Source organism: Mesorhizobium sp. WSM4823 (assembly GCF_055811195.1).
Window position 1 is genome coordinate 72,838 of record NZ_JBVVQL010000013.1, and the last position, 20,390, is coordinate 93,227.

A 20,390-nucleotide genomic window follows, 5' to 3' on the forward strand; every position below is an offset into this window, starting at 1 on the left:
TCAAACGAACAGATCGACCTTCTGGAAGGTCGTCACGTCGATCAAGCCGACATCGGAAATCCTCAGTTCCGGGATGACGACCAGCGCGAGCAGCGAGTGCTGCATGTAGGCGTTGTTCAGCGAACAGCCCATCTCGCGCATCGCCTCGGTCAGCTTGTCGGCCTTGGCGGCGACGATTTCGGCGCGCTCGTCCGACATCAGCCCGGCGATCGGCATTTCGACCAGCGCCAGTTCTTTGCCCTTTGAAAACAGCACGACTCCACCGCCGACCTCGCCCAGCCGGTTGACCGCCAGTGCCATGTCCTGCTTGGAGGTGCCGACGACGATGATGTGGTGCGCATCATGCGCCACGCTGGAGGCCATGGCGCAGTCGGCCATATAGCCGAAGCCGGAGACGAAGGCGTTGGTGACGCCGCCGGTGCCTCGGTGACGCTCGACCAGCGCGATCTGGCAGACGTCGTTGCGGCGGTCCATAGCGATCAGCCCGTCTTCCACCGGTAGATCGGCCTCGAGCGCGCGCGTCGGCGCCTGGTTTTCGATCACGCCGATGACCCGCACCCTGACCTCGTTGGCGCCCGTGGGCGCCACGATGTCGAAATCCCCTGCCTTGAGCTTCTTGCCGAGCTTGACGGTATTCTTCGCCGTCTTCGGATAGTCATAGGCTGGAATATCGATTTCGAGCTTGCCGCCCTTGGCCAGCCTGACGCCGCGACCATAGACCTCGTCGATAGTCATCGCGGCCAGATCGGAAACGATCAGCAGATCAGCGAGCCGTCCCGGCGCGATCGAACCAATCTCGCGCTCCAGCCTGAAATGCTGGGCGGTGTTGAGCGTCGCCATCTGGATCGCCGTCACCGGCTTCAATCCCTGGCTGATGGCGTGCCGGACCACCCTGTCCATATGGCCTTCATGGACAAGTGTGCCGGAATGACTGTCGTCGGTGCACAAGATGAAATTGCGCGGATCGAGCCCGCTCTCCGTCACCGCCTTGATCTGCGCGGCGACGTCATACCAGGCCGAGCCTAGCCTGAGCATCGCCTTCATGCCCTGGCGGACGCGGGCGATGGCGTCCTCGGCACGCGTGCCTTCGTGATCGTCCTCGGGGCCGCCGGCGACATAGCCGTGGAACGGCAGGCCGAGATCGCGCGAGGCGTAGTGGCCGCCGACGGTCTTGCCCGCCCTCGCCGTCGCGGCGATCTCACCTGACATCACCGGATCGTTTGCCGCGACGCCGGGAAAATTCATCACTTCACCGAGCCCGATAATGTTGTCCCAGCTCATCGCCTCGGCAACGTCGGCGACCGTCAGCTCGGCGCCGGCATGCTCCAGCCCCGGCGCGGAGGGCACGCAGGATGGCATCTGCACAAGCACGTTGATCGGCATGGCGACGGCCTCGTCATGCATCAGCCGCACACCCGGCAGGCCGAGCACATTGGCGATCTCGTGCGGGTCGATGAACATCGAAGTGGTGCCGTGCGGGATGACGGCACGGCAGAATTCCGTCACCGTCACCATGCCGCTCTCGACATGCATATGCGCGTCGCAAAGGCCCGGCACCAGATAGCGCCCGCCGGCATCGACCACCTTGGTGCCCTGCCCGATGGCGTGGCCGGCATTCGGCCCGCAATAGGCGAAGCGGCCGCCAGCGATGGCGATATCGGTGCCGGCGATGATCTCGCCGGAATGAACGTTGACCCATCGCCCGTTGCGGATGACGAGATCGGCAGGCTTCCTGCCCATCGCCACGTCGACCAGATGCGTCGCCATCTCGGTCCAAGGTTTGGGTTTCGTCGCATTCGCGGTCTTGGCCATGGGAGATTCCTGTTTTCTCGACTGTGCCAAGCCGCGGGGATTTTGACCAGCGAGATCAGCGGATTGCTTGAGCGCTCTTCGGCTTTCACATCGACCGTGATTTCGCGTCTCGTTTGCGAAACTCGAGGCTCGTGTCGCGATTCGAGCGCGCGATCCATTGCTTTTTGACGGCAGTTATGCTAGTAATTCGGCGATGGTGCTGATTTGCGCCAAACACCCGCCCGCCTGAGGCGGGTTTTTTGTTTTCGGCGCCGTCCATGGCTATTGCACCAGCCGGAAATGCGATTCCGGTTGCGGCAAATCAGCTTCCTCTCGTTGGCTGATCTTTGAATCGACGTTAGGTGCTTTCTACCATAGCTGAACGCCCGAACGCATCGTCCGAACGGGGGATGCGCTTCGCGACAGACCTCGGCCTGGGAAGCCGCCTCAGCTATCCTCCCGCTGTTCCCTGTCGCGGCAGTTGAGAAGGTCGACCAGATCGTCGGCCTCTTCGATCGGCATGTCGATCAAGGGAACGCCCACCTCGACAACCGGCAGGCCAGTGAACACATCGATGATGTCCCAGGTGCCTTCAGGTGTCTTCTCGATATCGTAGCGTTGAGCCATGGAGCCATAAGGTATGAGAGGTTTAGCACGTTTGCCCAATTATCGCTCGTTTGGGCTCCGGCATTGCGTAAATGGTTCCCGTCCGGTCTGATCAAGTGCCTCGAGCAACGCGGCAAGAGCGCCGGGCAATCGCCGGTCGACAGCCAGATTTAGCACGTTGTGCAAATGCCGGCGATTGTCTTCGGAACGGATCAATTGCCGTACGGCTTTGGCAACAGACTTCCCTTGTCCTGTGTCAAACTCTGCCATGTTCGGGGTTCCAGTACTTCAGCCCGAAACTCAGCCGTCACGAAATGGTTCCAGCGATCTTGTTTGAATTTCAGTGGGTGACTGGCCCACGCAGGCGAGCGGATTGCCGCTGGCTGGGTGGCGGCAGCTACGCTGTCGGTTCGGTCAGGGTGCTGGCCCCGCCAACGACGGCCAGCAAAGCGGGTTTTTGTTCCATATCTCAGCGATGGCAGAAGATGGCTTGACGGCCTTTGGCTGGCGTCTGAAAAGGACTGCCTGCGGACGTGGCGGAATTGGTAGACGCAAGGGACTTAAAATCCCTCGATCTCTGATCGTACGGGTTCGATTCCCGTCGTCCGCACCACTCCAAGCTGCGGCACTTCCAAGCAATGGAGAACCTCTGGGGAACGCCCCTGTTGCGGCGACCGGCGCGCGATGTGTCGCAACCACCGGCTACTGTAGAGCGTCTCCCAGGAGGCCTGCGCCCTTACTTGATGTAAACGAGCACGTAGCGGTTGTTGTAGGGCTGGTAATATTTCGTACCGCATTTCCAGACGACGATGCCGCCGCTGTAGGTGGTCTTTACACATCCTTTGGGCAGAGTGTTGATGTAGATGGTTGTCCTCTGGATGACGATTGTCTTTGCCTCCGCCGCGCCGACGAAGCGGAATCCCGAGACGCCGTCCAAGCCGTTGCCGGCCACTGACGAGAGCGCCAGCATGCCGCAAACGGCGACTGCGCGAGCGAACGAACTGCGGTTGATCATGGACTTTCCCCTTTTTTCTCTTTTTTCTTTCCCCTGCTGCCGCTACGTCAGCCTATCAGCAATGCGCAAGGGCCTCAACGGACCTGAAATCAGTCTCTCTCTGATCCCAAGGGTTCGATTGCCGTCCGCACCATTTTGGCTCAGGCGCCGGTAACAGACCAGCAGAGCAACATTCAAGACCAGGAGAAACGCCTTCGCGCCAACGCGTTTCAGCCGGCCGGCCTGCTGGCGCGCGCTCTCGCGAAGTCATGGCCCATGCACGGGTCAAGCCCGGATCGGGTTCAGCTTCAGATGCTGGATCAGGATGATCGTCTTGGCGTCGATGATGCGGCCGTCGGCAATGCCGGCCAAAGCCTCATCGAGCGGCATTTCCAGAACCTCGATGTCCTCGCCTTCTGACGGCGCGCCACCGCCGTCGGAGATGCGGTCGGCCGGCGAATAGCGCGCGACGAAGAACCAAAGCCGCTCGGTCACGCTGCCAGGGCTCATATAGGGTGCAAACAGCCGTTCGACGTCCTTCAGCCGGTAACCGAGTTCCTCTTCCGCCTCCTTGCGGATGCAGGTTTCCGGATCGTGTTCATCGAGCAGGCCGGCACAGGCCTCGATCAGCGGCTCACGGTGGCCGGTGACGTAGGCGGGGTAGCGGAACTGCCGCACGAGCAGAACTGTCGAGCGCTCGGGGTCGTAAGGCAGTATCACCGCCCCGTCGCCGCGATCGTAGGTCTGGCGGATCTGCGTCTCCCATTGCCCGTCGCGCCGGCGATAATCGAGGACGGTCTTTTTCAGGACGGCCCAGTCGTCGGAAAGGACTTCCTCCGAACGGATGCGAATGCGGTCTTCCATGGTCAACTCCGTGCTGCCGGCGCGAGGACTACAGCGCCGCGCGTCCTCCAGGGCGCGCAAAGGACGCTGTAGCACTTTGATCTTGCGCATGGCCTCTGCGCAATCCCGACAACAGTTGGTCCAGAAGCGCGCTTCACTGCCTCGTGTATGGCGCAGGCGCAATCCATTGCCTAAATAGCGACAACCCCTCCCGGAGTTTTCTGATGACCATATCGCTTTTCCAGCCGATCACGCTTGACGGCCTCACCTTTCCCAATCGCATCGCGATCGCGCCGATGTGCCAGTATTCCGCCGATGACGGTTCGGCCAGCGACTGGCACCTTTACCACTGGATGAACCTGGCGATGTCGGGTGCCGGCATGGTCACCGTCGAGATGACCGACGTCGAGCGGCGCGGCCGCATCTCGCATGGCTGCCTCGGCCTTTATTCCGAAGACAACGAAGCAGCCGCCCGGCGCGCGCTGGATGCCGCAAAGCGCGTCGCCGCTCCAGGCACCAAATTCGGCACGCAGCTTGCCCATGCCGGCCGCAAGGCCTCCAACCAGAAACCTTGGGAAGGCGGCGGACCGCTGGAGGCCGATCAGGACCCGTGGCCGATCGTGTCTGCCTCGGCAATCGCTTACGATACGGGCTGGCAGGTGCCGCGCGCGCTGGAGGACGAGGAGATCCTGCAGATCATCGAACGTTTCGCCGAGGCGGCAAGACGGGCCGAACGGGCCGGCTTCGACTTCATCGAATTGCACGCAGCACACGGCTATCTGATCTTTCAGTTCCTGTCGCCGCTTTCCAACCAGCGCACCGACCGCTGGGGCGGTTCGCTGGAGAACCGCATGCGTTTTGTCGTCGAGATCGCCAAGGCGGTGAGAAAGGCCGCTCCCAACCTGATGCTCGGAGCGCGTCTGTCGGTCAAGGAATGGGTCGATGGCGGCTTCGACGTCGAGGATGCGATCGAAGTGACCAAGGCGCTGAAGGCGGAGGGCGTCGCCTATCTCTGCTGCTCGAGCGGCGGTAATTCGCCCTTGCAGAAGCTGCCGACAGGCCCAGGCTACCAGGTGCATCTGGCGGAAGCCGTGCGCAAGGGCGCCGGCATCCCGACGCGGGCGGTCGGCCTGATCGACGACCCGAAACAGGCCGAGGCGATCATTGCCGAGGGCCGTGCCGACATGGTGGCCCTGGCCCGCGCCTTCCTCGCCGACCCGCGCTGGGGCTGGCGCGCCGCGGCCACCTTCGGCGAGAGTATCCACCCGGCGCCGCAGCTTGCCCGCTCGGTGACGACGATGCAGCACTGGATGAAGGCGGCGGGCTGACCGGCCCGCTTCCACTGGCTGAACGGCAGCGCTTGCGACCTTACGCCGGGATCAGCGTAAGTGTTGCAACCAAATCGGCCGCTCCGCGTTGGCGGCGATGATGGACAGCAAGCCTTTTGAAAAGCCGGTCGTGGTCGAACTCGGCCATGTCGGCAAATACCGTGAAATCCGCAGCACCCAGGAAGCGGCGGAGTGCCTGATGACGGTATGGCCGCTCAATCGCGGTCCTCGGCATCGCGATGCTCTCGACACTTGCCTAAAAGTGCTGGAAGGTTATCGTTCGACAGCGGACGCGCGCCGGGCATTGGTCGAAGCCGCGAAGGAATCGGACGTGCTGGTTCCCGAAGAGAAATTGCCCGACGGCAGGCTGCCCGAAGACAGACTGCATTGAGCAGACGGGGCTTTTGAACCGGAGGACTTCATGGCGAAGCTGACCTACAAGATCGTCGAGCATGACGGGGGCTGGGCCTACAAGGTCGGCTCGACATTTTCGGAAACGTTCCCTACCCACGAAGATGCGCTGCGCGCCGCCGAGATCGCTTCGGCCGAACAGCAGGTCGCCGGCACCACCGACGGCATCCAATATGAGGACGCCGACGGCAAATGGCACGACGAGCTTGCCGATGGCCGGGACCGGCCGCAAACCGAAGTTTCCGATTAGACTGGTGTCGTTGCTGATGGCTTGTCGCACCTCCGGTTTAAGAGCTGGGGCTTGGCAAGCCATTCTCTTGCTATGATCCCTGATATGGCGAATTTCAGTCCCGCCGGGAACGCTGATGGTCAGGAGCGACGAAGGAGAGCGCTTGCCAGGCAGTCGCTTTACAGGCAGGCTTGGTAGCGCTACCGTTTCAGCATCGCGCGTGACCAGGGAGGAGCTTGGGAGCGGCGCGGGCCGGTTAAGAAAGCGGTTTCCTTCGAAGACGTCGCAGGAAGCATTCGGGAGGAAATCGATGGCGTCTGTCGCGATTGGCGATGTTTACAAATCATTCGGCACCGTCGAGATTCTCCACGGCGTCAGCGTGGATATAGACGACGGCGAGTTCGTCACGCTGGTCGGGCCTTCGGGCTGCGGAAAATCGACGCTTCTCAGAATGATCGCCGGTCTGGAAAAGATCTCGCGCGGCCAGATTGCGATCGGCGATCGTGTCGTCAACAACGTTGCGCCAAAAGAACGCGACGTCGCCATGGTCTTCCAGAACTACGCGCTCTACCCGCATATGACGGTCGCCGAGAACATGGCGTTCTCGCTCATGCTCAAGGGCGTTTCGAAAGCCGAAAGCGGTGCCAGCGTTCAGCGCGCCGCTGAAATCCTGGGGCTGGTGCCGCTGCTGGCGCGCTATCCCCGACAGCTTTCCGGCGGCCAGCGCCAGCGCGTCGCCATGGGTCGGGCGATCGTGCGCGATCCCCAGGTCTTCCTGTTCGACGAGCCGCTGTCCAATCTCGACGCCAAGCTCAGGGTGCAGATGCGCGCCGAGATCAAGGAACTGCACCAGCGCCTGAAGACCACCACGGTCTATGTCACCCACGACCAGATCGAGGCCATGACCATGGCCGACAAGATCGTGGTCATGCATGACGGCATCGTCGAGCAGATCGGGCCGCCGCTGGAACTCTATGACAGGCCGGATAATCTCTTCGTCGCCAGTTTCATCGGCTCGCCCGCCATGAACATGCTCAAGGGCGAAGTCACGTCAGATGGCGGCTCACCATCGTTTCGCGGCTCCGGCGGGGTTTCGGTCCCCTTGGCCACAGCGCTTTCCATTGGAAATGGCGAGCCGGTGGTGCTGGGAATACGGCCCGAGCATTTGCGGCTATCTGGCGACCAGGGCATTCCGGTCACCGTCGCGGTGGTCGAGCCGAGCGGATCGGAAGTGCAGGTCATCGGCCGGACAGAAGGCGGCGAAGAGATCGTCGCCAATTTCCGGGAGCGCCATTCCTTCACGCCGGGCGAAACCATACGGCTCACTGCCGAGCCGGGCCTCATCCATCTCTTCCACGGCGAAACCGGAAAGCGGTTCAAGACGCGCAGCGAACAGTAAGACACCCACGGCAACGAATAACAGGAGGAAACGAGCATGAAATTCACCAGACGTGACGTGATCCGCACCAGCGCCGGCGCCGCGGCGGGTATCTTGGGAAGCCGGTTCGCCGGATCTGCCGCCTTTGCCCAGGAAGGGCTGACGTACAAGCCTGAGGAAGGCGCAAAGCTGCGGATGCTGCGTTGGTCACCCTTCGTGCAGGGCGATGAGGATCAATGGCTGGCCAACACCAAGCGGTTCACCGAGGCGACAGGCGTCGAGGTCCGCGTTGACAAGGAAAGCTGGGAGGACATTCGCCCCAAGGCGGCGGTTGCCGCCAATGTCGGCTCCGGTCCAGACCTGATGATGGTCTGGTTCGACGACCCACATCAGTACCCCGACAAGCTGCACGATGTGACGGAACTGGGTGAGTATCTGGGCTCGAAATACGGCGGCTGGCACGACGGACCAAAGCAATATGCGACGCGGGAAGGGAAATTCATCGGCCTGCCTCTGGCCACCATCGGCAATGCCATCGTCTATCGGGAGAGCTGGGTGAAGGAAGCCGGCTTCTCGGAGTTTCCGAAAGACACCGCAGGCTTCCTCGAGCTTTGCAAGGCCTTGCAGGCGAAAGGGCATCCGGCCGGCTTCACGCACGGCCACGGCGTCGGCGACGGCAACAATTACGCTCACTGGTTGCTGTGGAGCCACGGCGGCCAGATGGTCGACAAGAGCGGAAAGGTGACGATCAACAGCCCCGAGACGCTGAAGGCGATCGAATACGCACAGGAGCTCTACAAGACCTTCATTCCCGGCACCGAAAGCTGGCTCGACGTGAACAACAACCGCGCCTTCCTGGCCGGCGAACTCAGTGTCATCGCCAATGGCATTTCCGCGTACAACACCGCCAAGATCAACAAGGACAATGATCCGAAGCTGGCTGAAATCGCCAAGGATATCCGCACGACCAACCTGCCGATCGGCCCTGTCGGGAAATCCGTCGAGTTGTTCCAGGTGACATCGGCCGTCATCTTCGACTACACGCCCTATCCCAACGCGGCCAAGGCCTATCTGCAGTTCATGTTCGAGGAACCGCAGATGACGCAGTGGGTCACCTCCTCGGCCGGCTACTGCTGCCAGACACTCAAGGCCTTCGACAACAACCCTGTGTGGACGGCCGACCCGAACAACGCCGCCTACGCCAAGGCCTCAGCGACGCTGCGTCCCAATGGCTTTGCCGGGCCGCTCGGCTACGCCTCGGCGGCGACCATGGCCGATTATGTCCTGGTCGACATGTTCGCCAAGGCCGTGACCGGCCAGGCCACGCCCCAGGAGGCGATGGAAGAGGCGGAGAAGCGCGCAAACCGCTACTATCGCGTTTGATCGCAGCCCAGCCGGGCAGCCGCGACCGCGCTGCCCGGCTGGCCCCGCAATTGCGTGGCGGCCGCTCAGGCCGCGATGTCACCTGACCTCATGAGGAGCCCGTCGCATGGCCGTATCGTCCGCTGCCGTTCAGCCGCGTCCGTCGATCCTGTCTCGCCTGATCGAAAGCCGGAACGCGCTTGGCTTCGGCTTCATGCTGCCGGCGGCGGCGCTGCTGCTGGTCTTCCTGACCTATCCGCTCGGACTTGGCGTCTGGCTCGGCTTTACCGATACCCGCATCGGCCGTCCCGGTATCTTCATCGGCACGGAAAACTACCAATATCTGTGGGATGACGCCGTCTTCTGGCTCTCCGTCTTCAACACGCTGCTCTACACGATAAGCGCGTCCATCCTAAAGTTCGTACTCGGCCTCTGGCTGGCGCTCATCCTCAATCAAAATCTTCCGTTCAAATCGTTCTTCCGCGCCATCGTCCTGCTGCCGTGGGTGGTGCCGACGGTGCTGTCGGCCATCGCCTTCTGGTGGATCTACGATTCGCAGTTCTCCATTCTGTCCTGGGCGCTCATGGAAATGGGCCTGATCGACCATCGCATCAATTTCCTCGGCGATCCGGAGAACGCGCGCGCTTCGGTCATCGCTGCCAATGTGTGGCGCGGCATTCCGTTCGTAGCCATAACACTGCTTGCCGGCTTGCAGACGATTCCCCAGTCGCTCTACGAAGCCGCCACGCTCGACGGCGCCAGCCGCTGGCAATTGTTCCGTTATGTGACGCTGCCGCTGCTGACGCCGATCATCGCCATCACCATGACGTTTTCGGTGCTGTTCACCTTCACCGATTTCCAGCTGATCTATGTGCTGACCCGCGGCGGACCGGTGAATGCCACCCATCTGATGGCGACGCTGTCGTTTCAGCGCGGCATTTCCGGAGGCCAGCTTGGCGAGGGCGCCGCAATCGCGGTCGCGATGATCCCATTCCTGCTTGCGGCGATCCTGTTCAGCTATTTCGGTTTGCAACGCCGCAAATGGCAGCAGGGCGGCGGAGACTGACATGGCTGAGATCAAGAGCGCTGCGACCAGGAAGACGAAACGTCCCGAACTCGACGAAGGCGGCATGGGCTACCTTCAGAGCCTGCCGCGGCGCGTGGTGACGGTCTATCTGCCGCTGCTGGTGTTCGTCATCGTGCTGTTGTTCCCGTTTTACTGGATGACGATCACCGCGGTTAAGCCCAATCTCGAAATGACCGACTATGCCAATTTCAACCCGTTCTGGGTCGTGCATCCGACATTCGAGCACATCCGCTATCTCTTGTTCGACACGTCCTATCCGGGCTGGCTGCTCAACACGATCATCATCTCGACCGCCGCCACATTCCTGTCGCTGCTGGCTGCGGTGTTCGCGGCCTATGCGATCGAGCGGCTGCGGTTTTCGGGGGCGCGGCAGGTCGGCCTCGCGGTCTTCCTTGCCTATCTCGTACCGCCCTCGATCCTGTTCATCCCGCTGTCGGTGATGGTGTTCAACCTTGGGCTTTACGATACGCCTTTCGCGCTCATCCTCACCTACCCGACCTTCCTGGTGCCGTTCTGCACGTGGCTGCTGATGGGTTACTTCCGCTCCATCCCGTTCGAACTGGAAGAATGCGCGCTCATTGACGGGGCGAGCCGGTGGCAGATCCTCACCAAGATCGTGCTGCCGCTATCGGTGCCCGGCCTGATTTCCGCCGGCATATTCGCCTTCACCCTGTCATGGAACGAATTCATCTATGCGCTGACGTTCATCCAGTCGTCCGAAAACAAGACCGTGCCGGTCGGCGTGCTGACGGAACTTGTCCGCTCCGACGTCTATGAATGGGGAGCGCTGATGGCCGGAGCCCTGATCGGCTCGCTGCCGGTGGTCGTGCTTTATTCGTTCTTCGTCGAGCACTACGTCTCCTCGATGACCGGTGCGGTGAAGGAATAACGCCCGCCGCAAACGCGCGGTCGCGATGCGTCGCGCACCATCACCTCGGGTGCCGGTCATGCTGCAGGGCTGTGGCAGCCAGCGCAATCGCTTCAGGCAAAAGCGGGCGCTCGACCGGCCATTTGTGGAATCGGCGCCCGGCAGACAATGAAAGGCCGCGCCGACACCAACGCCAATCGTCCAACAATTCGATGTGGATCAGATCACTGAATCGGTCCAGCGGACGATGTCCCTGGCCGCATCGCCGAACGCGCTGTCGAGGGCGCCGATATAGGCCTGATTGCCGCTGCCAGAAACGGGCGCGGTCGCGGTGAAGCTCTTGGAGGCCCGCACCTCGCCGTTGCGGTCGTTCAATATCCGCACGAACAGGTCGACCTCGGCCTGTTCGCCCCCCTCGACCCGGACTTCGAAGGAACGGATCTCGACGATCACCTGATAGTCGATCGCCAGCCCCTCGCCCGGCTTGCCGACACCGGCGAAGCTGCCCGAGCGCTGGAATGTCTCGGCCAGCCGCGCCTGCACGATCAGCGGCAGCCGATCGGCCCATTGCGCACCCTTGAGGTACTGGATCGAGCGTGCGGACGGCTTGATGACGATGTTCTGGCTGTCCAGCGCCTTGAGCGCGGAGGGCTGGGCGATGAGAATCTGGCGGCGGCTGTGACCACGCGCATCGAGCGGCGGTGCGGAGAGTTCGAATGTGTCCAGAGGCGCCGGCCCACCGCCAGGCAACGCCGCGCACCCTGCCAGCGAAAGCGCAAGCAATGCCGCACCCGCTTTGAGCCCGCCCGATCTGACCCCGCCCAATTTAAGCACGACCGACTTCACATGCGATCCCCGTTGTCCCCGAATCGTATGAGCAATCCGCACTCGCAGCGTGTTTGCCTGCTGTTCTTGGGGCGGGCGAAAGCCGAAGTCAACGCCGCACCCTGCCGTCGAACTGCCGAACCTCGCCTTCGCCGCCCGACAGGATCCGCTGCGGATTGCGGCTGAGATCCGTCACTGCCTCTTCGATACGGGTGATCGAACGGCGGCTGTCCTGGACCAGGGCTTCAACATTCTGCAGGCCCTGACCGGAGAATCGCGCCAGATTGTCGGTGATGGTGCCGAGGCGGGCGTTCAGCGTGTCGGCGACCTGCTTGAACGATCTCAGCGTATTCCTGGCATCCGCTATCATGCCGTCGGCCTGGCCTGAGCCGAGCAGTGTATCGACCTTGGCGAGGATGCCGTCGACACGCACCGAAGCGTCATTGAGGCGCCCGGCGAGTTGATGTGCATCCTTGATCGTCTGGTCGATGTCGTCGGCCCGGTTGGCGAATTTACTGGTCACCTTGGCAATATCGGCTGCAGCCTCGTTGGCGTTCTCACTGGCCTTCTGGATGTTGGCCAGCGCGGTGCGAACCTGTGCCGGATCGATGCCGTCGAGAACGCCGTCGACCTTGGCGAGCGTGCCTTGCGTTCTTTGGGCGAAATCGTTGATCGATCCTACCGCCGTGTCGACATTCCTGACGACCCTGTCGAACTGTTTCGAGGTTTCCTTCAGGTTCGTGGTCACCGTATCGACGTTGGCGACGATGCTTTTGATCTGGTCCTTGTCGACGGCGTTGAGCAGCCCTTCCGCCGCTTTCAACGTGCCGTCGAGCTTGCCTGAGACGCCCCTCAACTCGTCCGACAGCGAGCTGACGCTGGCGAGGAATTTGTCGATGCCGTCGGAATTCTTCGCCAGCGCATCAGAGAAGGTCTGCACGTTGTTGACAGTCTGCGTCAGCGGCCCGCGAACGTCCTTGGTGAAGCCTTCGAGCTGGGTAAGAACCGTATCGGCGCGGGTGAAGATGTTCTGCGCCGTCTGCAAGAGGTTGGTGACCGCCGACGGATTGGCGACGATCTCGGCGACTTTGCCCTCCGCTTCCGCCTGGTCGAGAAGCTTCGCTTCCTTGGGGTCGGCGCCCTTGAGTTCGATATTGGCCTGCCCAGTGAGGCCGGCAAGGCCGATATCGGCCTGCGTCGATTTGGTGATCGGCGTCATGCGGTCTATCTCGGTGTCGGCGATTGCCGCGGTCGGATTGTCGACGTCGATATAGACGCGCCTGACATCCCCAACCCTGACGCCGTTGAACAGTACGAAACTGCCGCGGCCAAGGCCGGAAGCCGATCCCGGAATGCGCACCCGCAGCATTGCCGTCTCACCTCTGTCGCCGATCGCGGCCGTCCAATAGACGAACGCAAAGGCTGCCAGGATCGCGGCTAGCGTGAAAATGCCGACAATAACGTAGTTGGCTCTGGTTTCCATTTACCCACTTATGGCTATGCGCGCGCCGCAAGATCAAGTTGCCGCGCACGTTTTCCGCGGAAATAGGATTTCACCCAGGGTTCCTCGCTTTTGAGCATGTCGTCGATCGTGCCTTCGACCAGCACTTTCTTGTTGCCGAGCACGGCGACCCGGTCGCAAGCGGTGAACAGCGTGTCGAGATCGTGCGTGACCATGTACACGGTAAGATCCATGGTATCGCGCAGCTTGACGACCAGTTCGTCGAACTCGGCCGCGCTGATCGGATCGAGGCCGGACGTCGGTTCGTCCAGGAACACGATGTCGGGGTCGAGTGCCAGCGCGCGCGCCAGCGCCGCACGCTTGATCATGCCGCCGGAAAGCTCGGACGGGAATTTCTGCGCCGCATCCGGCGGCAATCCGACCAATTCGACCTTGAGCATCGCCAGCTCGTCCATCAGCTTTCTGGGCAGATCGAGATATTCGCGCATCGGCACCTGCACGTTTTCGAGAACCGTGAGCGCCGAAAACAGGGCGCCGTGCTGAAAAAGCACGCCAAGGCGCATGTCGATGCGAAGACGCTCCGTCTCGCTCGCCTTTTCGACATCGACGCCAAACAGCTTGATCGTTCCCGACTGCTTGTGCACCAGGCCGAGGATGGTGCGCAGGAGAACCGATTTGCCGGCACCGGAGGCGCCGACAAAGCCGAGGATCTCCCCGCGCCTGATATCGAGCGACAATCTGTCGAGAATGACCTTGTCGTCGAAGGACACGGTGATGTCATGCGCGGAAAGCACGATCTCGTCTTCGTCGGCCCCTTCCGCCACCCCAGTCGCCTTTGTGCTGCCTTGCGTCGCCATTTCAGAACTCGATCGCCGCGTAGAACATCGCGAAAAGCCCATCGAGGATGATGACCACGAAGATCGACTTCACCACCGAAGCGGTCACGTGCTGTCCCAGCGATTCGGCGCTGCCGCCAACCTTCATCCCTTCGACCGAGGCGATCGTGCCGATGATCATGGCCATGAACGGCGCCTTGATCAGCCCGGCAAAAATGGTGCTGAGATCGATGGCGACGCGCAACCTGTCGATGAACGCGGCAGGCGCTATGTCGGAGTAGAGCCACGCCGCCGCGATGCCGCCGCCAAGTGCGGCGAAATTGGCGATGATCGTCAGGCAAGGCAGTGCGATCACCAGCGCGACCAGCCGCGGAAACACCAGCACGCCGATCGGATTGAGCCCGATGACCTTCAGCGCGTCGACCTCCTCGCGCATCTTCATCGAGCCGATTTCCGCTGTGATGGCGCTGCCTGAGCGGCCGGCGATCATGATCGCGGTCATCAGCACGCCGAGTTCGCGCAGGATCAGCACGCCGACCAGATCGACGACGAAGATATCGGCGCCGAAATAGCTGAGCTGATAGGCGCCTTGCTGGGCCACGATCGCGCCGACGATGGCCGACATCAGCACCACCACCGGAATGGCGCCGACGCCCATGCGATCGATCTGGTTGAAGATCGCCGCTGGATTGACCGCATGGCCGCGGCCAAGCTTCATCTGCGAGCCGCGTATCGTGGCGCCCAATATGTTCATCGAGGACAGGAAATCGTCGCGCATCTCATAGACGCGCCGGCCAACCGCCTCGAGCGCACGAATGATGATGTTGGGCGGCTTCGCGCCGCCAGTTTCGGGTTCGCGCCGAACCGCGTCGCTGACGGCGCCGAGCAGGATCGAGGCAATCTCGCTTTGCCCTTGCAGCCTGATCTCGACGCCTTTCTTTTCGAAGGCGCTGACCAGGCGGTCGATCAGCCAGGCCCCCGCGGTATCCATCTTCTCGATATGCGAGAGGTCAAGCGCCAGCGTCTTGAAACCGCTGCGCTTCTCGATCTTGCGCATCTCGGCGTCGACCAGCGTCACGGTGCGGGTCGTCCAGTTTCCGGAGAAGGCACAGCCCAGAACGTCGCCCTCCTCACCGACCGCAACGCGCGGCTGGTGGTCGGCTTCCTTGACGGTCTTGCCGCTTGCGAAGCGTTTGCGGATGGTCAACATGGCGTCCTGTTTAGCCTGACGGAACCCACCTGTCGATTTGCCGACAAGCTCGTTGTCGCACAGCCGGAGCAGAAAAATATGGCGCGTGTCATTTCGGTCGAGGCCGAGCGCTTTCCCATCGCCGGCACCTTCACCATTTCGCGCGGCTCGAAGACCGAAGCCGAGGTGATTGCGTGCACGATCAGCCAAGCCGAACATACAGGCCGCGGCGAATGCGTTCCCTACAAGCGCTATGGCGAAACGATGGACGGCGTCCGCGATGCAATCGAGGCGATGCGGCAGCAGATTGAAGGCGGCATCAGCCGGGCCGCGCTGCTCGACGCCATGCCGGCAGGTGCTGCGCGCAACGCCATCGACTGCGCGCTATGGGACTTGGAGGCTAAGATCACAGGCAAGCCGGTCGCCTCCAGCATCTGCGCGGCTCCGTCGAAGATGCTCGAGACCGCCTACACGCTGTCGCTCGGCGAGCCCGAAGCGATGGCCGAACAGGCCCGCGCCAACGCCCGGCGCCCGCTGCTCAAGGTCAAGATCGGCGGCGACAACGATATGGCCCGTATCCGTGCCGTCACTGAGGCGGCACCGCAAAGCCGCTTCATCCTCGACGCCAATGAGGGCTGGACGGACGATAACGTCGTGGAAAACCTCGCCTTTGCCGCCGAGCACGGCATCGCGTTGATCGAACAGCCGCTGCCTGCGGGCCGTGACGGCATCCTTCGCCACATCGCGCATCCTGTGCCGATCTGTGCAGACGAAAGCGTCCATGAGGTGAAGGACCTGGAAGCGCTTGTCGGCCTCTATGACACCGTCAACATCAAGCTCGACAAGTCGGGCGGCTTGACCGCAGCCCTTGCCCTTCGCGATCGCGCCCGCGAACTGGGTCTTGGCATCATGGTCGGCTGCATGGTCGGCACCTCATTGGCGATGGCGCCGGCCGTGCTCTTGGCCCAGGATGCCGATTTCGTCGATCTGGACGGTCCGCTGCTGCTCGCCCGCGACCGTGTTCCCGGTCTCGTCTACGAGGGTTCGCTGGTGTCACCGCCTGATACGACGCTGTGGGGCTGAACGCGCCGCAAGTCCGATCAGCGCCAAGCCGATCAAGGCGATCGGGATCATGGCGAAGAACCCGTCCACGCCGAAGCGATCGTAAAGCGGGCCTGAAAGGAGCGTCACCACAGCCGTGAAAAAGCCGTTGGAGAAATAGGCGATGCCTTGCGCGGCCCCGGTGCGCTCTTCCGAGACCGTCTCGCCGATCATCTTCTGCAAGCCGATCAGAACCAGCGCCACGGACACCGCGTGCAGCGTCTGGACTGCGAAAAACCCGGCAACGCCGAGACCGAGCGGCCAGATCAAGGGGAAGGCAATCCAGCGCACGATTGCGCCGATCCCGGCCATTACCATGATCGACACGACCGAGAAGGAGCCAAAAACGCGAGTGAAGATCATGAACATGCAGATCTCGGCCACCACTCCCCATCCCCAAAGCAGGCCGACGACCTGATCGCCGATGCCGATCGATTTCCAGTAGATCGACACGAAACCGTAGAGAAACGCGTGGCTGGCGGTAATGACGCCGACGCCGATGGAGAAATACAGGAAATAGGGGTTGAGGAGTTTGGGTGCCGACTGCTGGATGTCGGCCGCCGAAAGCGGCGACGCACGGCGGGGACGGCCAAGCCGCGGCGCGATCAGTCCGACGACAAGTGCGGCGCCAAACGCCACGAAGATGATCACCGGAACAGCCTGGGCGCCGGTCGCCGCCAGGATGAAACCGCCCGCCAGATTTGCGCATAGATAAGAGATCGACCCCCATTTGCGCATGCTTGCGTAGTTGGAGCCGAAGCGGCGCACCCCCGACAGCGCCAGCGAATCGGCGATCGGCGAATGCGGCGTCCAGACCACGGCGAGCGCCAGCGAAACGGCCAGCACGATGGCGTAGGTGGGCGTCAGGAAATAACCGGCCGACAGCGCCAGCGACGCGGCCATCAGCGCGACATAGACATGGGCGCGGTCGCTCGCCCTATCGGCCAGTGCCGTAAGCAATGGCGTCGTCACCACACGCAGGAACATTGGTGCCGCGAGAATCACCGCTATCTGCTCGGCATCAAAGCCCTTTGCCTGCAGCCACAGCGGAAAGTATGGCAAATGCGTCCCGAGCGGCACGAAAAGCGTGAAGAAAATCAGGCCCATGCGCAGCTCGAAATGACGCGGCTTGACGAGCTGTTCGGGTGAAAGCGGCGGCAGGGAGGACATCAGCAGGCAATCCGTCGGCGCGGCGTTCGGCCGAGTCGGCCTGCAGCGCAGGCCAATTCCATATCATGCTGAAAAAGTCCGCGGAACCGCTTGGACTAATCGATTAGAGCGCGATGAGACCGGGTTTGATTCAGGCCGCCTGGACTGCCCTGCCCTTGATGTCCATCGGCACCAGCACTTCGCCGCCGACCGGAGCCTCCGGCAGGACGTGCGCCCAGTGCAGGATCTCCATCTGGCCGTTAAAATGCTCGACCACCGCGGTGCAGCTCTCCACCCAGTCGCCGGTGTTGATGTATTGCACATCCTCGTAGTTTTCGATCGCGGCATGGTGGATGTGACCGCAGATCACGCCGTCGACATGCGAGCGGCGCGCTTCCTCGGTCAGCATGGTCTGGAACGATCCGATGAAATTCACCGCCTTTTTGACGTTAACCTTGGCCCAGGACGAAAACGACCAATAAGGCAGGCCAAGCAGTTGGCGAAGCCGCGTCACCACGCGGTTGACGAGAATGGCCGCGTCATAGGCGTAGTCGCCAAGATAGGCGAGCCAGCGCGCATTGTGGACGACAGTATCGAACTGATCGCCATGAATGACCAGCAAGCGCCTGCCGTCGGCGGTCTCGTGAATGGCACGGTCGGCGACGACGATGCCGCCGAAATGCACGCCCTGGAACTGGCGCGCGAACTCGTCGTGATTGCCGGCGATGTAGGTGATGCTGGCGCCCTTGCGCGCCTTGCGCAGCAATTTCTGCACGACATCGTTGTGGCTCTGAGGCCAGTGCCAGCTCCGTCTCAGCCGCCAGCCGTCGACGATGTCGCCGACGAGATAGATGATATCGGCGTCGTGATGGCGCAGGAAATCTATCAGGAACTCGGCTTTCGCCGCCTTCGATCCGAGATGGACGTCGGAGATGAACATGCTGCGGAAAGTGCGGGGCTCTGCGCCAGGCATGGGATTCTCACCGTTGCTTTCGCGCTGGCTATGCCCCGATTCATGCAACAACCGTATGACGGTTGCGATTGGTCCAGCCAAAGGGCTAGTTTGCCGCGCAAATCAGAGGAGAAATCGCCATGGATCTCGGTATACGCGGAAAAAAGGCCATTGTCTGTGCTTCGAGCAAGGGCCTTGGGCGCGGCTGCGCCATGGCGCTGGCCGAAGCCGGCTGCGATCTGGTCGTCAACGGGCGCAACGCCGACCAGCTGGCAATGACCGCCGCCGAACTGCGCGAAAGATTTGGCGTCAAGGTGACCGGCATCGTCGGCGACGTCTCCAAGCCCGAGGTGCAGAAGGCGCTGCTTGCCGCCTGTCCCGATCCCGATATCCTCGTCAACAACAATGGCGGACCGCCGTTTCGCGATTTCCGCGAGCTCGACCGCGCAAAGATCCTCGAAGGTGTCACCCAGAACATGGTGACCCCGGTCGAGCTGGTTCAGGCCGTGATCGACGGCATGGCCGAGCGCGGCTTCGGCCGCATCGTCAACATCACGTCGCTGTCGGTCTATGTTCCCATTCCCGGCCTCGATCTGTCGTCCGGCGCGCGCGCCGGCCTGACTTCGTTCCTTGCCGGTGTCGCGCGGACCGTGATCGACCGCAATGTGACGATCAACAACATGCTGCCGGGCAAACTCGACACCGACCGGCTGCGCCCCCCGCACGAAGCCGGCACTCCCGAAGATCCGGCGGCCGCCGCGGCGCGAAAGACCCAAGCAGCAGCCAACGTTCCGGCTAAGCGGCTCGGCACGTCGGAGGAATTCGGCCAGATCTGCGCCTTCCTGTGCTCGGTTCATGCCGGCTATCTGACCGGGCAGAACATACCGGTGGACGGCGGCGCCTATGTCAGCGCGTTCTAGTGCCTAACGGCTGGTACCCGCTGGGGCCCCGATGGCCCCTTCCCCACTGGCCGCCACTACAGTTCATAGGCCCATTCGGCCGGCACGAAGCGATAGGCTTGGCCGTCGCGCGCGACATGTCCGAAACCGGGGAACGGCAAATGCATTCCTGCGATCAGCATCCGGTCGGCAGCGACCCGGTCGAACGTCCGCTTGCGCGTTTCGGCGGCCAGTTTGGAATCGACATCGAACGCGATGCTCCAGTCCGGGCGCGCGAACTGATAAGTCGCCATGTGCACAACATCGCCCCAAATGAACAGGGCGTCGCCGTCCGATTCGACGATGAAGCCGGCATGGCCCGGCGTGTGGCCGGGCAACGGCACTGTGCTGATGGAGCCGACCGCCTCGCGCTCGCCGTCGACTTGCCGCAGGCGGTCCGCATAAGCGGCGGCAGCCCGGCGTGCCCCGATAAAGAACGGCTTTGCCTCGTCCGGCGCTTGGTTCATGTTCGCGTCGTCGTGCCAGAAGGCGTAGTCAGTGGCGGTGACGACGAGCTCCGCATTGGGAAACAGCGCCTCGCCGGCGGAGGTCAGAACCCCGTTGATATGGTCGGGATGCATGTGGGTGATCAGCAAAGTGTCGATTTGGTCGGGAGCAACGCCGGCAGCCTGCAAAGCCGCGGGAAGATGGCCGAGCGCCGGACCCCTGCCGTCCGACATACCGGCGTCGATGAGCACCAGCCGGTCTCCAAGATTGACGAGATAGGCATTGACGGGCGTGCGCCGGGGTCCGGGCTTGTTGAAGCTGGCCTCCGCTAGACGCCCCGCCTCGACGTCAACGAGGCCGATGAAAAGCTCCGATTTAATGTCGATATAGCCGTCCAGCAGCGCCGTGACCTCGATCGAACCCACCTTGCGGCGCAGCGCGCCAACGGTTGGGGCATTAGCCAGTGGCGCCCGGGCCAGTGCCGGAACGGAGGCGCCGGCTAGAAAGACGCCGCCGGCTAGGCCGGCACTGGCGAGGAAATGGCGGCGGGAAAGCGTCATGGCATCATCTCCGGTTGGGATCATAGCGCTGCGG

At 62.3% G+C, this 20,390-nt stretch carries 20 protein-coding genes and 1 tRNA gene; 10 read left to right on the top strand and 11 right to left on the bottom strand.

What is annotated here, in order from left to right:
- Together ade and AC0L26_RS25710 are read right to left on the bottom strand one after the other, a co-directional pair.
- The gene (gene ade, locus AC0L26_RS25705; protein ID WP_473635094.1) at positions 1–1,812 is read right to left on the bottom strand and encodes an adenine deaminase; all 1,812 of its coding nucleotides are present in this window, start codon (positions 1,810–1,812) and stop codon (positions 1–3) included.
- A gap of 426 nt (positions 1,813–2,238) precedes the next feature.
- Complete coding sequence (locus AC0L26_RS25710; RefSeq protein ID WP_473635095.1) at positions 2,239–2,457, bottom strand: hypothetical protein; 219 nt, start codon at positions 2,455–2,457, stop codon at positions 2,239–2,241.
- Positions 2,458–2,924: 467 nt separating this feature from the next.
- On the opposite strand from AC0L26_RS25710, the gene AC0L26_RS25715 reads away from it, so the two are divergent.
- Positions 2,925–3,010, top strand: a tRNA-Leu gene (locus AC0L26_RS25715).
- A 123-nt stretch (positions 3,011–3,133) separates the two neighbouring features.
- Here the strand turns inward: AC0L26_RS25715 and AC0L26_RS25720 are convergent.
- Together AC0L26_RS25720 and AC0L26_RS25725 are read right to left on the bottom strand one after the other, a co-directional pair.
- A complete protein-coding gene (locus AC0L26_RS25720) occupies positions 3,134–3,412 on the bottom strand; it encodes a hypothetical protein (protein ID WP_352930579.1) in 279 nt (92 codons plus the stop codon).
- Positions 3,413–3,676: 264 nt separating this feature from the next.
- On the bottom strand, positions 3,677–4,255 hold the full coding sequence (locus AC0L26_RS25725) for an NUDIX domain-containing protein (RefSeq protein ID WP_473635096.1): 579 nt from the start codon (positions 4,253–4,255) through the stop codon (positions 3,677–3,679).
- 203 nt (positions 4,256–4,458) lie between these two features.
- On the opposite strand from AC0L26_RS25725, the gene AC0L26_RS25730 reads away from it, so the two are divergent.
- The 7 genes from AC0L26_RS25730 to AC0L26_RS25760 all read left to right on the top strand — a co-directional run bounded on the left by AC0L26_RS25730 (position 4,459) and on the right by AC0L26_RS25760 (position 10,918).
- A complete protein-coding gene (locus tag AC0L26_RS25730; RefSeq protein WP_473635097.1) occupies positions 4,459–5,562 on the top strand; it encodes an NADH:flavin oxidoreductase/NADH oxidase in 1,104 nt (367 codons plus the stop codon).
- Positions 5,563–5,659: 97 nt separating this feature from the next.
- On the top strand, positions 5,660–5,953 hold the full coding sequence (locus AC0L26_RS25735; protein WP_473635098.1) for a DUF982 domain-containing protein: 294 nt from the start codon (positions 5,660–5,662) through the stop codon (positions 5,951–5,953).
- A gap of 30 nt (positions 5,954–5,983) precedes the next feature.
- Positions 5,984–6,223, top strand: coding sequence for a DUF2188 domain-containing protein (locus tag AC0L26_RS25740; RefSeq protein ID WP_065008174.1), 240 nt, complete (start codon positions 5,984–5,986; stop codon positions 6,221–6,223).
- Positions 6,224–6,512: 289 nt separating this feature from the next.
- Entirely contained in the window at positions 6,513–7,601 is a 1,089-nt protein-coding gene (locus tag AC0L26_RS25745; RefSeq protein WP_352930587.1) for an ABC transporter ATP-binding protein, read from the top strand.
- A gap of 36 nt (positions 7,602–7,637) precedes the next feature.
- Complete coding sequence (locus AC0L26_RS25750) at positions 7,638–8,963, top strand: ABC transporter substrate-binding protein (protein ID WP_473635099.1); 1,326 nt, start codon at positions 7,638–7,640, stop codon at positions 8,961–8,963.
- A 193-nt stretch (positions 8,964–9,156) separates the two neighbouring features.
- Positions 9,157–10,008: a carbohydrate ABC transporter permease gene (locus AC0L26_RS25755; protein WP_435528754.1), complete on the top strand. Its 852-nt coding sequence runs from the start codon at positions 9,157–9,159 to the stop codon at positions 10,006–10,008.
- A gap of 1 nt (position 10,009) precedes the next feature.
- Positions 10,010–10,918 carry a carbohydrate ABC transporter permease gene (locus AC0L26_RS25760; RefSeq protein WP_473635100.1) on the top strand — a complete coding sequence of 303 codons (909 nt, stop codon included), beginning with the start codon at positions 10,010–10,012 and terminating at the stop codon, positions 10,916–10,918.
- A gap of 198 nt (positions 10,919–11,116) precedes the next feature.
- Here the strand turns inward: AC0L26_RS25760 and AC0L26_RS25765 are convergent, their stop codons facing one another.
- The 4 genes from AC0L26_RS25765 to AC0L26_RS25780 form a co-directional block, all read right to left on the bottom strand.
- Positions 11,117–11,731: an ABC-type transport auxiliary lipoprotein family protein gene (locus tag AC0L26_RS25765; protein ID WP_352930595.1), complete on the bottom strand. Its 615-nt coding sequence runs from the start codon at positions 11,729–11,731 to the stop codon at positions 11,117–11,119.
- A 100-nt stretch (positions 11,732–11,831) separates the two neighbouring features.
- Positions 11,832–13,205 carry an MlaD family protein gene (locus tag AC0L26_RS25770; protein WP_352930597.1) on the bottom strand — a complete coding sequence of 458 codons (1,374 nt, stop codon included), beginning with the start codon at positions 13,203–13,205 and terminating at the stop codon, positions 11,832–11,834.
- Positions 13,206–13,219: 14 nt separating this feature from the next.
- Positions 13,220–14,041 (bottom strand): ABC transporter ATP-binding protein, encoded by an 822-nt coding sequence (locus AC0L26_RS25775; protein ID WP_473635101.1) that lies wholly within the window; start codon positions 14,039–14,041, stop codon positions 13,220–13,222.
- Position 14,042: 1 nt separating this feature from the next.
- Complete coding sequence (locus AC0L26_RS25780; protein WP_473635102.1) at positions 14,043–15,230, bottom strand: ABC transporter permease; 1,188 nt, start codon at positions 15,228–15,230, stop codon at positions 14,043–14,045.
- Between the two features lie 78 nt (positions 15,231–15,308).
- Here AC0L26_RS25780 and dgcA point away from each other — a divergent pair, with 78 nt between their 5' ends.
- A complete protein-coding gene (dgcA, locus tag AC0L26_RS25785) occupies positions 15,309–16,292 on the top strand; it encodes an N-acetyl-D-Glu racemase DgcA (RefSeq protein WP_473635103.1) in 984 nt (327 codons plus the stop codon).
- On the opposite strand, the gene AC0L26_RS25790 is transcribed toward dgcA, so the two are convergent.
- Together AC0L26_RS25790 and AC0L26_RS25795 are read right to left on the bottom strand one after the other, a co-directional pair.
- Positions 16,263–17,480, bottom strand: a complete 1,218-nt coding sequence (locus AC0L26_RS25790) for an MFS transporter (RefSeq protein WP_473635104.1) — start codon at positions 17,478–17,480, stop codon at positions 16,263–16,265. The two genes, dgcA and AC0L26_RS25790, sit on opposite strands and share 30 nt — an antisense overlap.
- 130 nt (positions 17,481–17,610) lie before the next feature.
- Complete coding sequence (locus AC0L26_RS25795) at positions 17,611–18,432, bottom strand: UDP-2,3-diacylglucosamine diphosphatase (protein ID WP_473635105.1); 822 nt, start codon at positions 18,430–18,432, stop codon at positions 17,611–17,613.
- 119 nt (positions 18,433–18,551) lie between these two features.
- Between AC0L26_RS25795 and AC0L26_RS25800 the strand changes: the two genes are divergently transcribed.
- Entirely contained in the window at positions 18,552–19,331 is a 780-nt protein-coding gene (locus AC0L26_RS25800; RefSeq protein WP_473635106.1) for an SDR family oxidoreductase, read from the top strand.
- Positions 19,332–19,387: 56 nt separating this feature from the next.
- Here AC0L26_RS25800 and AC0L26_RS25805 read toward each other — a convergent pair whose 3' ends face one another.
- The gene (locus tag AC0L26_RS25805; RefSeq protein ID WP_473635107.1) at positions 19,388–20,356 is read right to left on the bottom strand and encodes an MBL fold metallo-hydrolase; all 969 of its coding nucleotides are present in this window, start codon (positions 20,354–20,356) and stop codon (positions 19,388–19,390) included.
- Positions 20,357–20,390 lie beyond the last annotated feature (34 nt).

Coding starts and splice junctions, on each gene's coding strand:
- ade (WP_473635094.1), bottom strand. CDS start 1,812: ATGGCCAAGACCGCGAATGCGACGAAACCCAAACCTTGGACCGAGATG.
- AC0L26_RS25720 (WP_352930579.1), bottom strand. CDS start 3,412: ATGATCAACCGCAGTTCGTTCGCTCGCGCAGTCGCCGTTTGCGGCATG.
- AC0L26_RS25725 (WP_473635096.1), bottom strand. CDS start 4,255: ATGGAAGACCGCATTCGCATCCGTTCGGAGGAAGTCCTTTCCGACGAC.
- AC0L26_RS25730 (WP_473635097.1), top strand. CDS start 4,459: ATGACCATATCGCTTTTCCAGCCGATCACGCTTGACGGCCTCACCTTT.
- AC0L26_RS25735 (WP_473635098.1), top strand. CDS start 5,660: ATGATGGACAGCAAGCCTTTTGAAAAGCCGGTCGTGGTCGAACTCGGC.
- AC0L26_RS25740 (WP_065008174.1), top strand. CDS start 5,984: ATGGCGAAGCTGACCTACAAGATCGTCGAGCATGACGGGGGCTGGGCC.
- AC0L26_RS25745 (WP_352930587.1), top strand. CDS start 6,513: ATGGCGTCTGTCGCGATTGGCGATGTTTACAAATCATTCGGCACCGTC.
- AC0L26_RS25750 (WP_473635099.1), top strand. CDS start 7,638: ATGAAATTCACCAGACGTGACGTGATCCGCACCAGCGCCGGCGCCGCG.
- AC0L26_RS25755 (WP_435528754.1), top strand. CDS start 9,157: ATGCTGCCGGCGGCGGCGCTGCTGCTGGTCTTCCTGACCTATCCGCTC.
- AC0L26_RS25760 (WP_473635100.1), top strand. CDS start 10,010: ATGGCTGAGATCAAGAGCGCTGCGACCAGGAAGACGAAACGTCCCGAA.
- AC0L26_RS25770 (WP_352930597.1), bottom strand. CDS start 13,205: ATGGAAACCAGAGCCAACTACGTTATTGTCGGCATTTTCACGCTAGCC.
- AC0L26_RS25775 (WP_473635101.1), bottom strand. CDS start 14,041: ATGGCGACGCAAGGCAGCACAAAGGCGACTGGGGTGGCGGAAGGGGCC.
- AC0L26_RS25780 (WP_473635102.1), bottom strand. CDS start 15,230: ATGTTGACCATCCGCAAACGCTTCGCAAGCGGCAAGACCGTCAAGGAA.
- dgcA (WP_473635103.1), top strand. CDS start 15,309: ATGGCGCGTGTCATTTCGGTCGAGGCCGAGCGCTTTCCCATCGCCGGC.
- AC0L26_RS25790 (WP_473635104.1), bottom strand. CDS start 17,480: ATGTCCTCCCTGCCGCCGCTTTCACCCGAACAGCTCGTCAAGCCGCGT.
- AC0L26_RS25795 (WP_473635105.1), bottom strand. CDS start 18,432: ATGCCTGGCGCAGAGCCCCGCACTTTCCGCAGCATGTTCATCTCCGAC.
- AC0L26_RS25800 (WP_473635106.1), top strand. CDS start 18,552: ATGGATCTCGGTATACGCGGAAAAAAGGCCATTGTCTGTGCTTCGAGC.
- AC0L26_RS25805 (WP_473635107.1), bottom strand. CDS start 20,356: ATGACGCTTTCCCGCCGCCATTTCCTCGCCAGTGCCGGCCTAGCCGGC.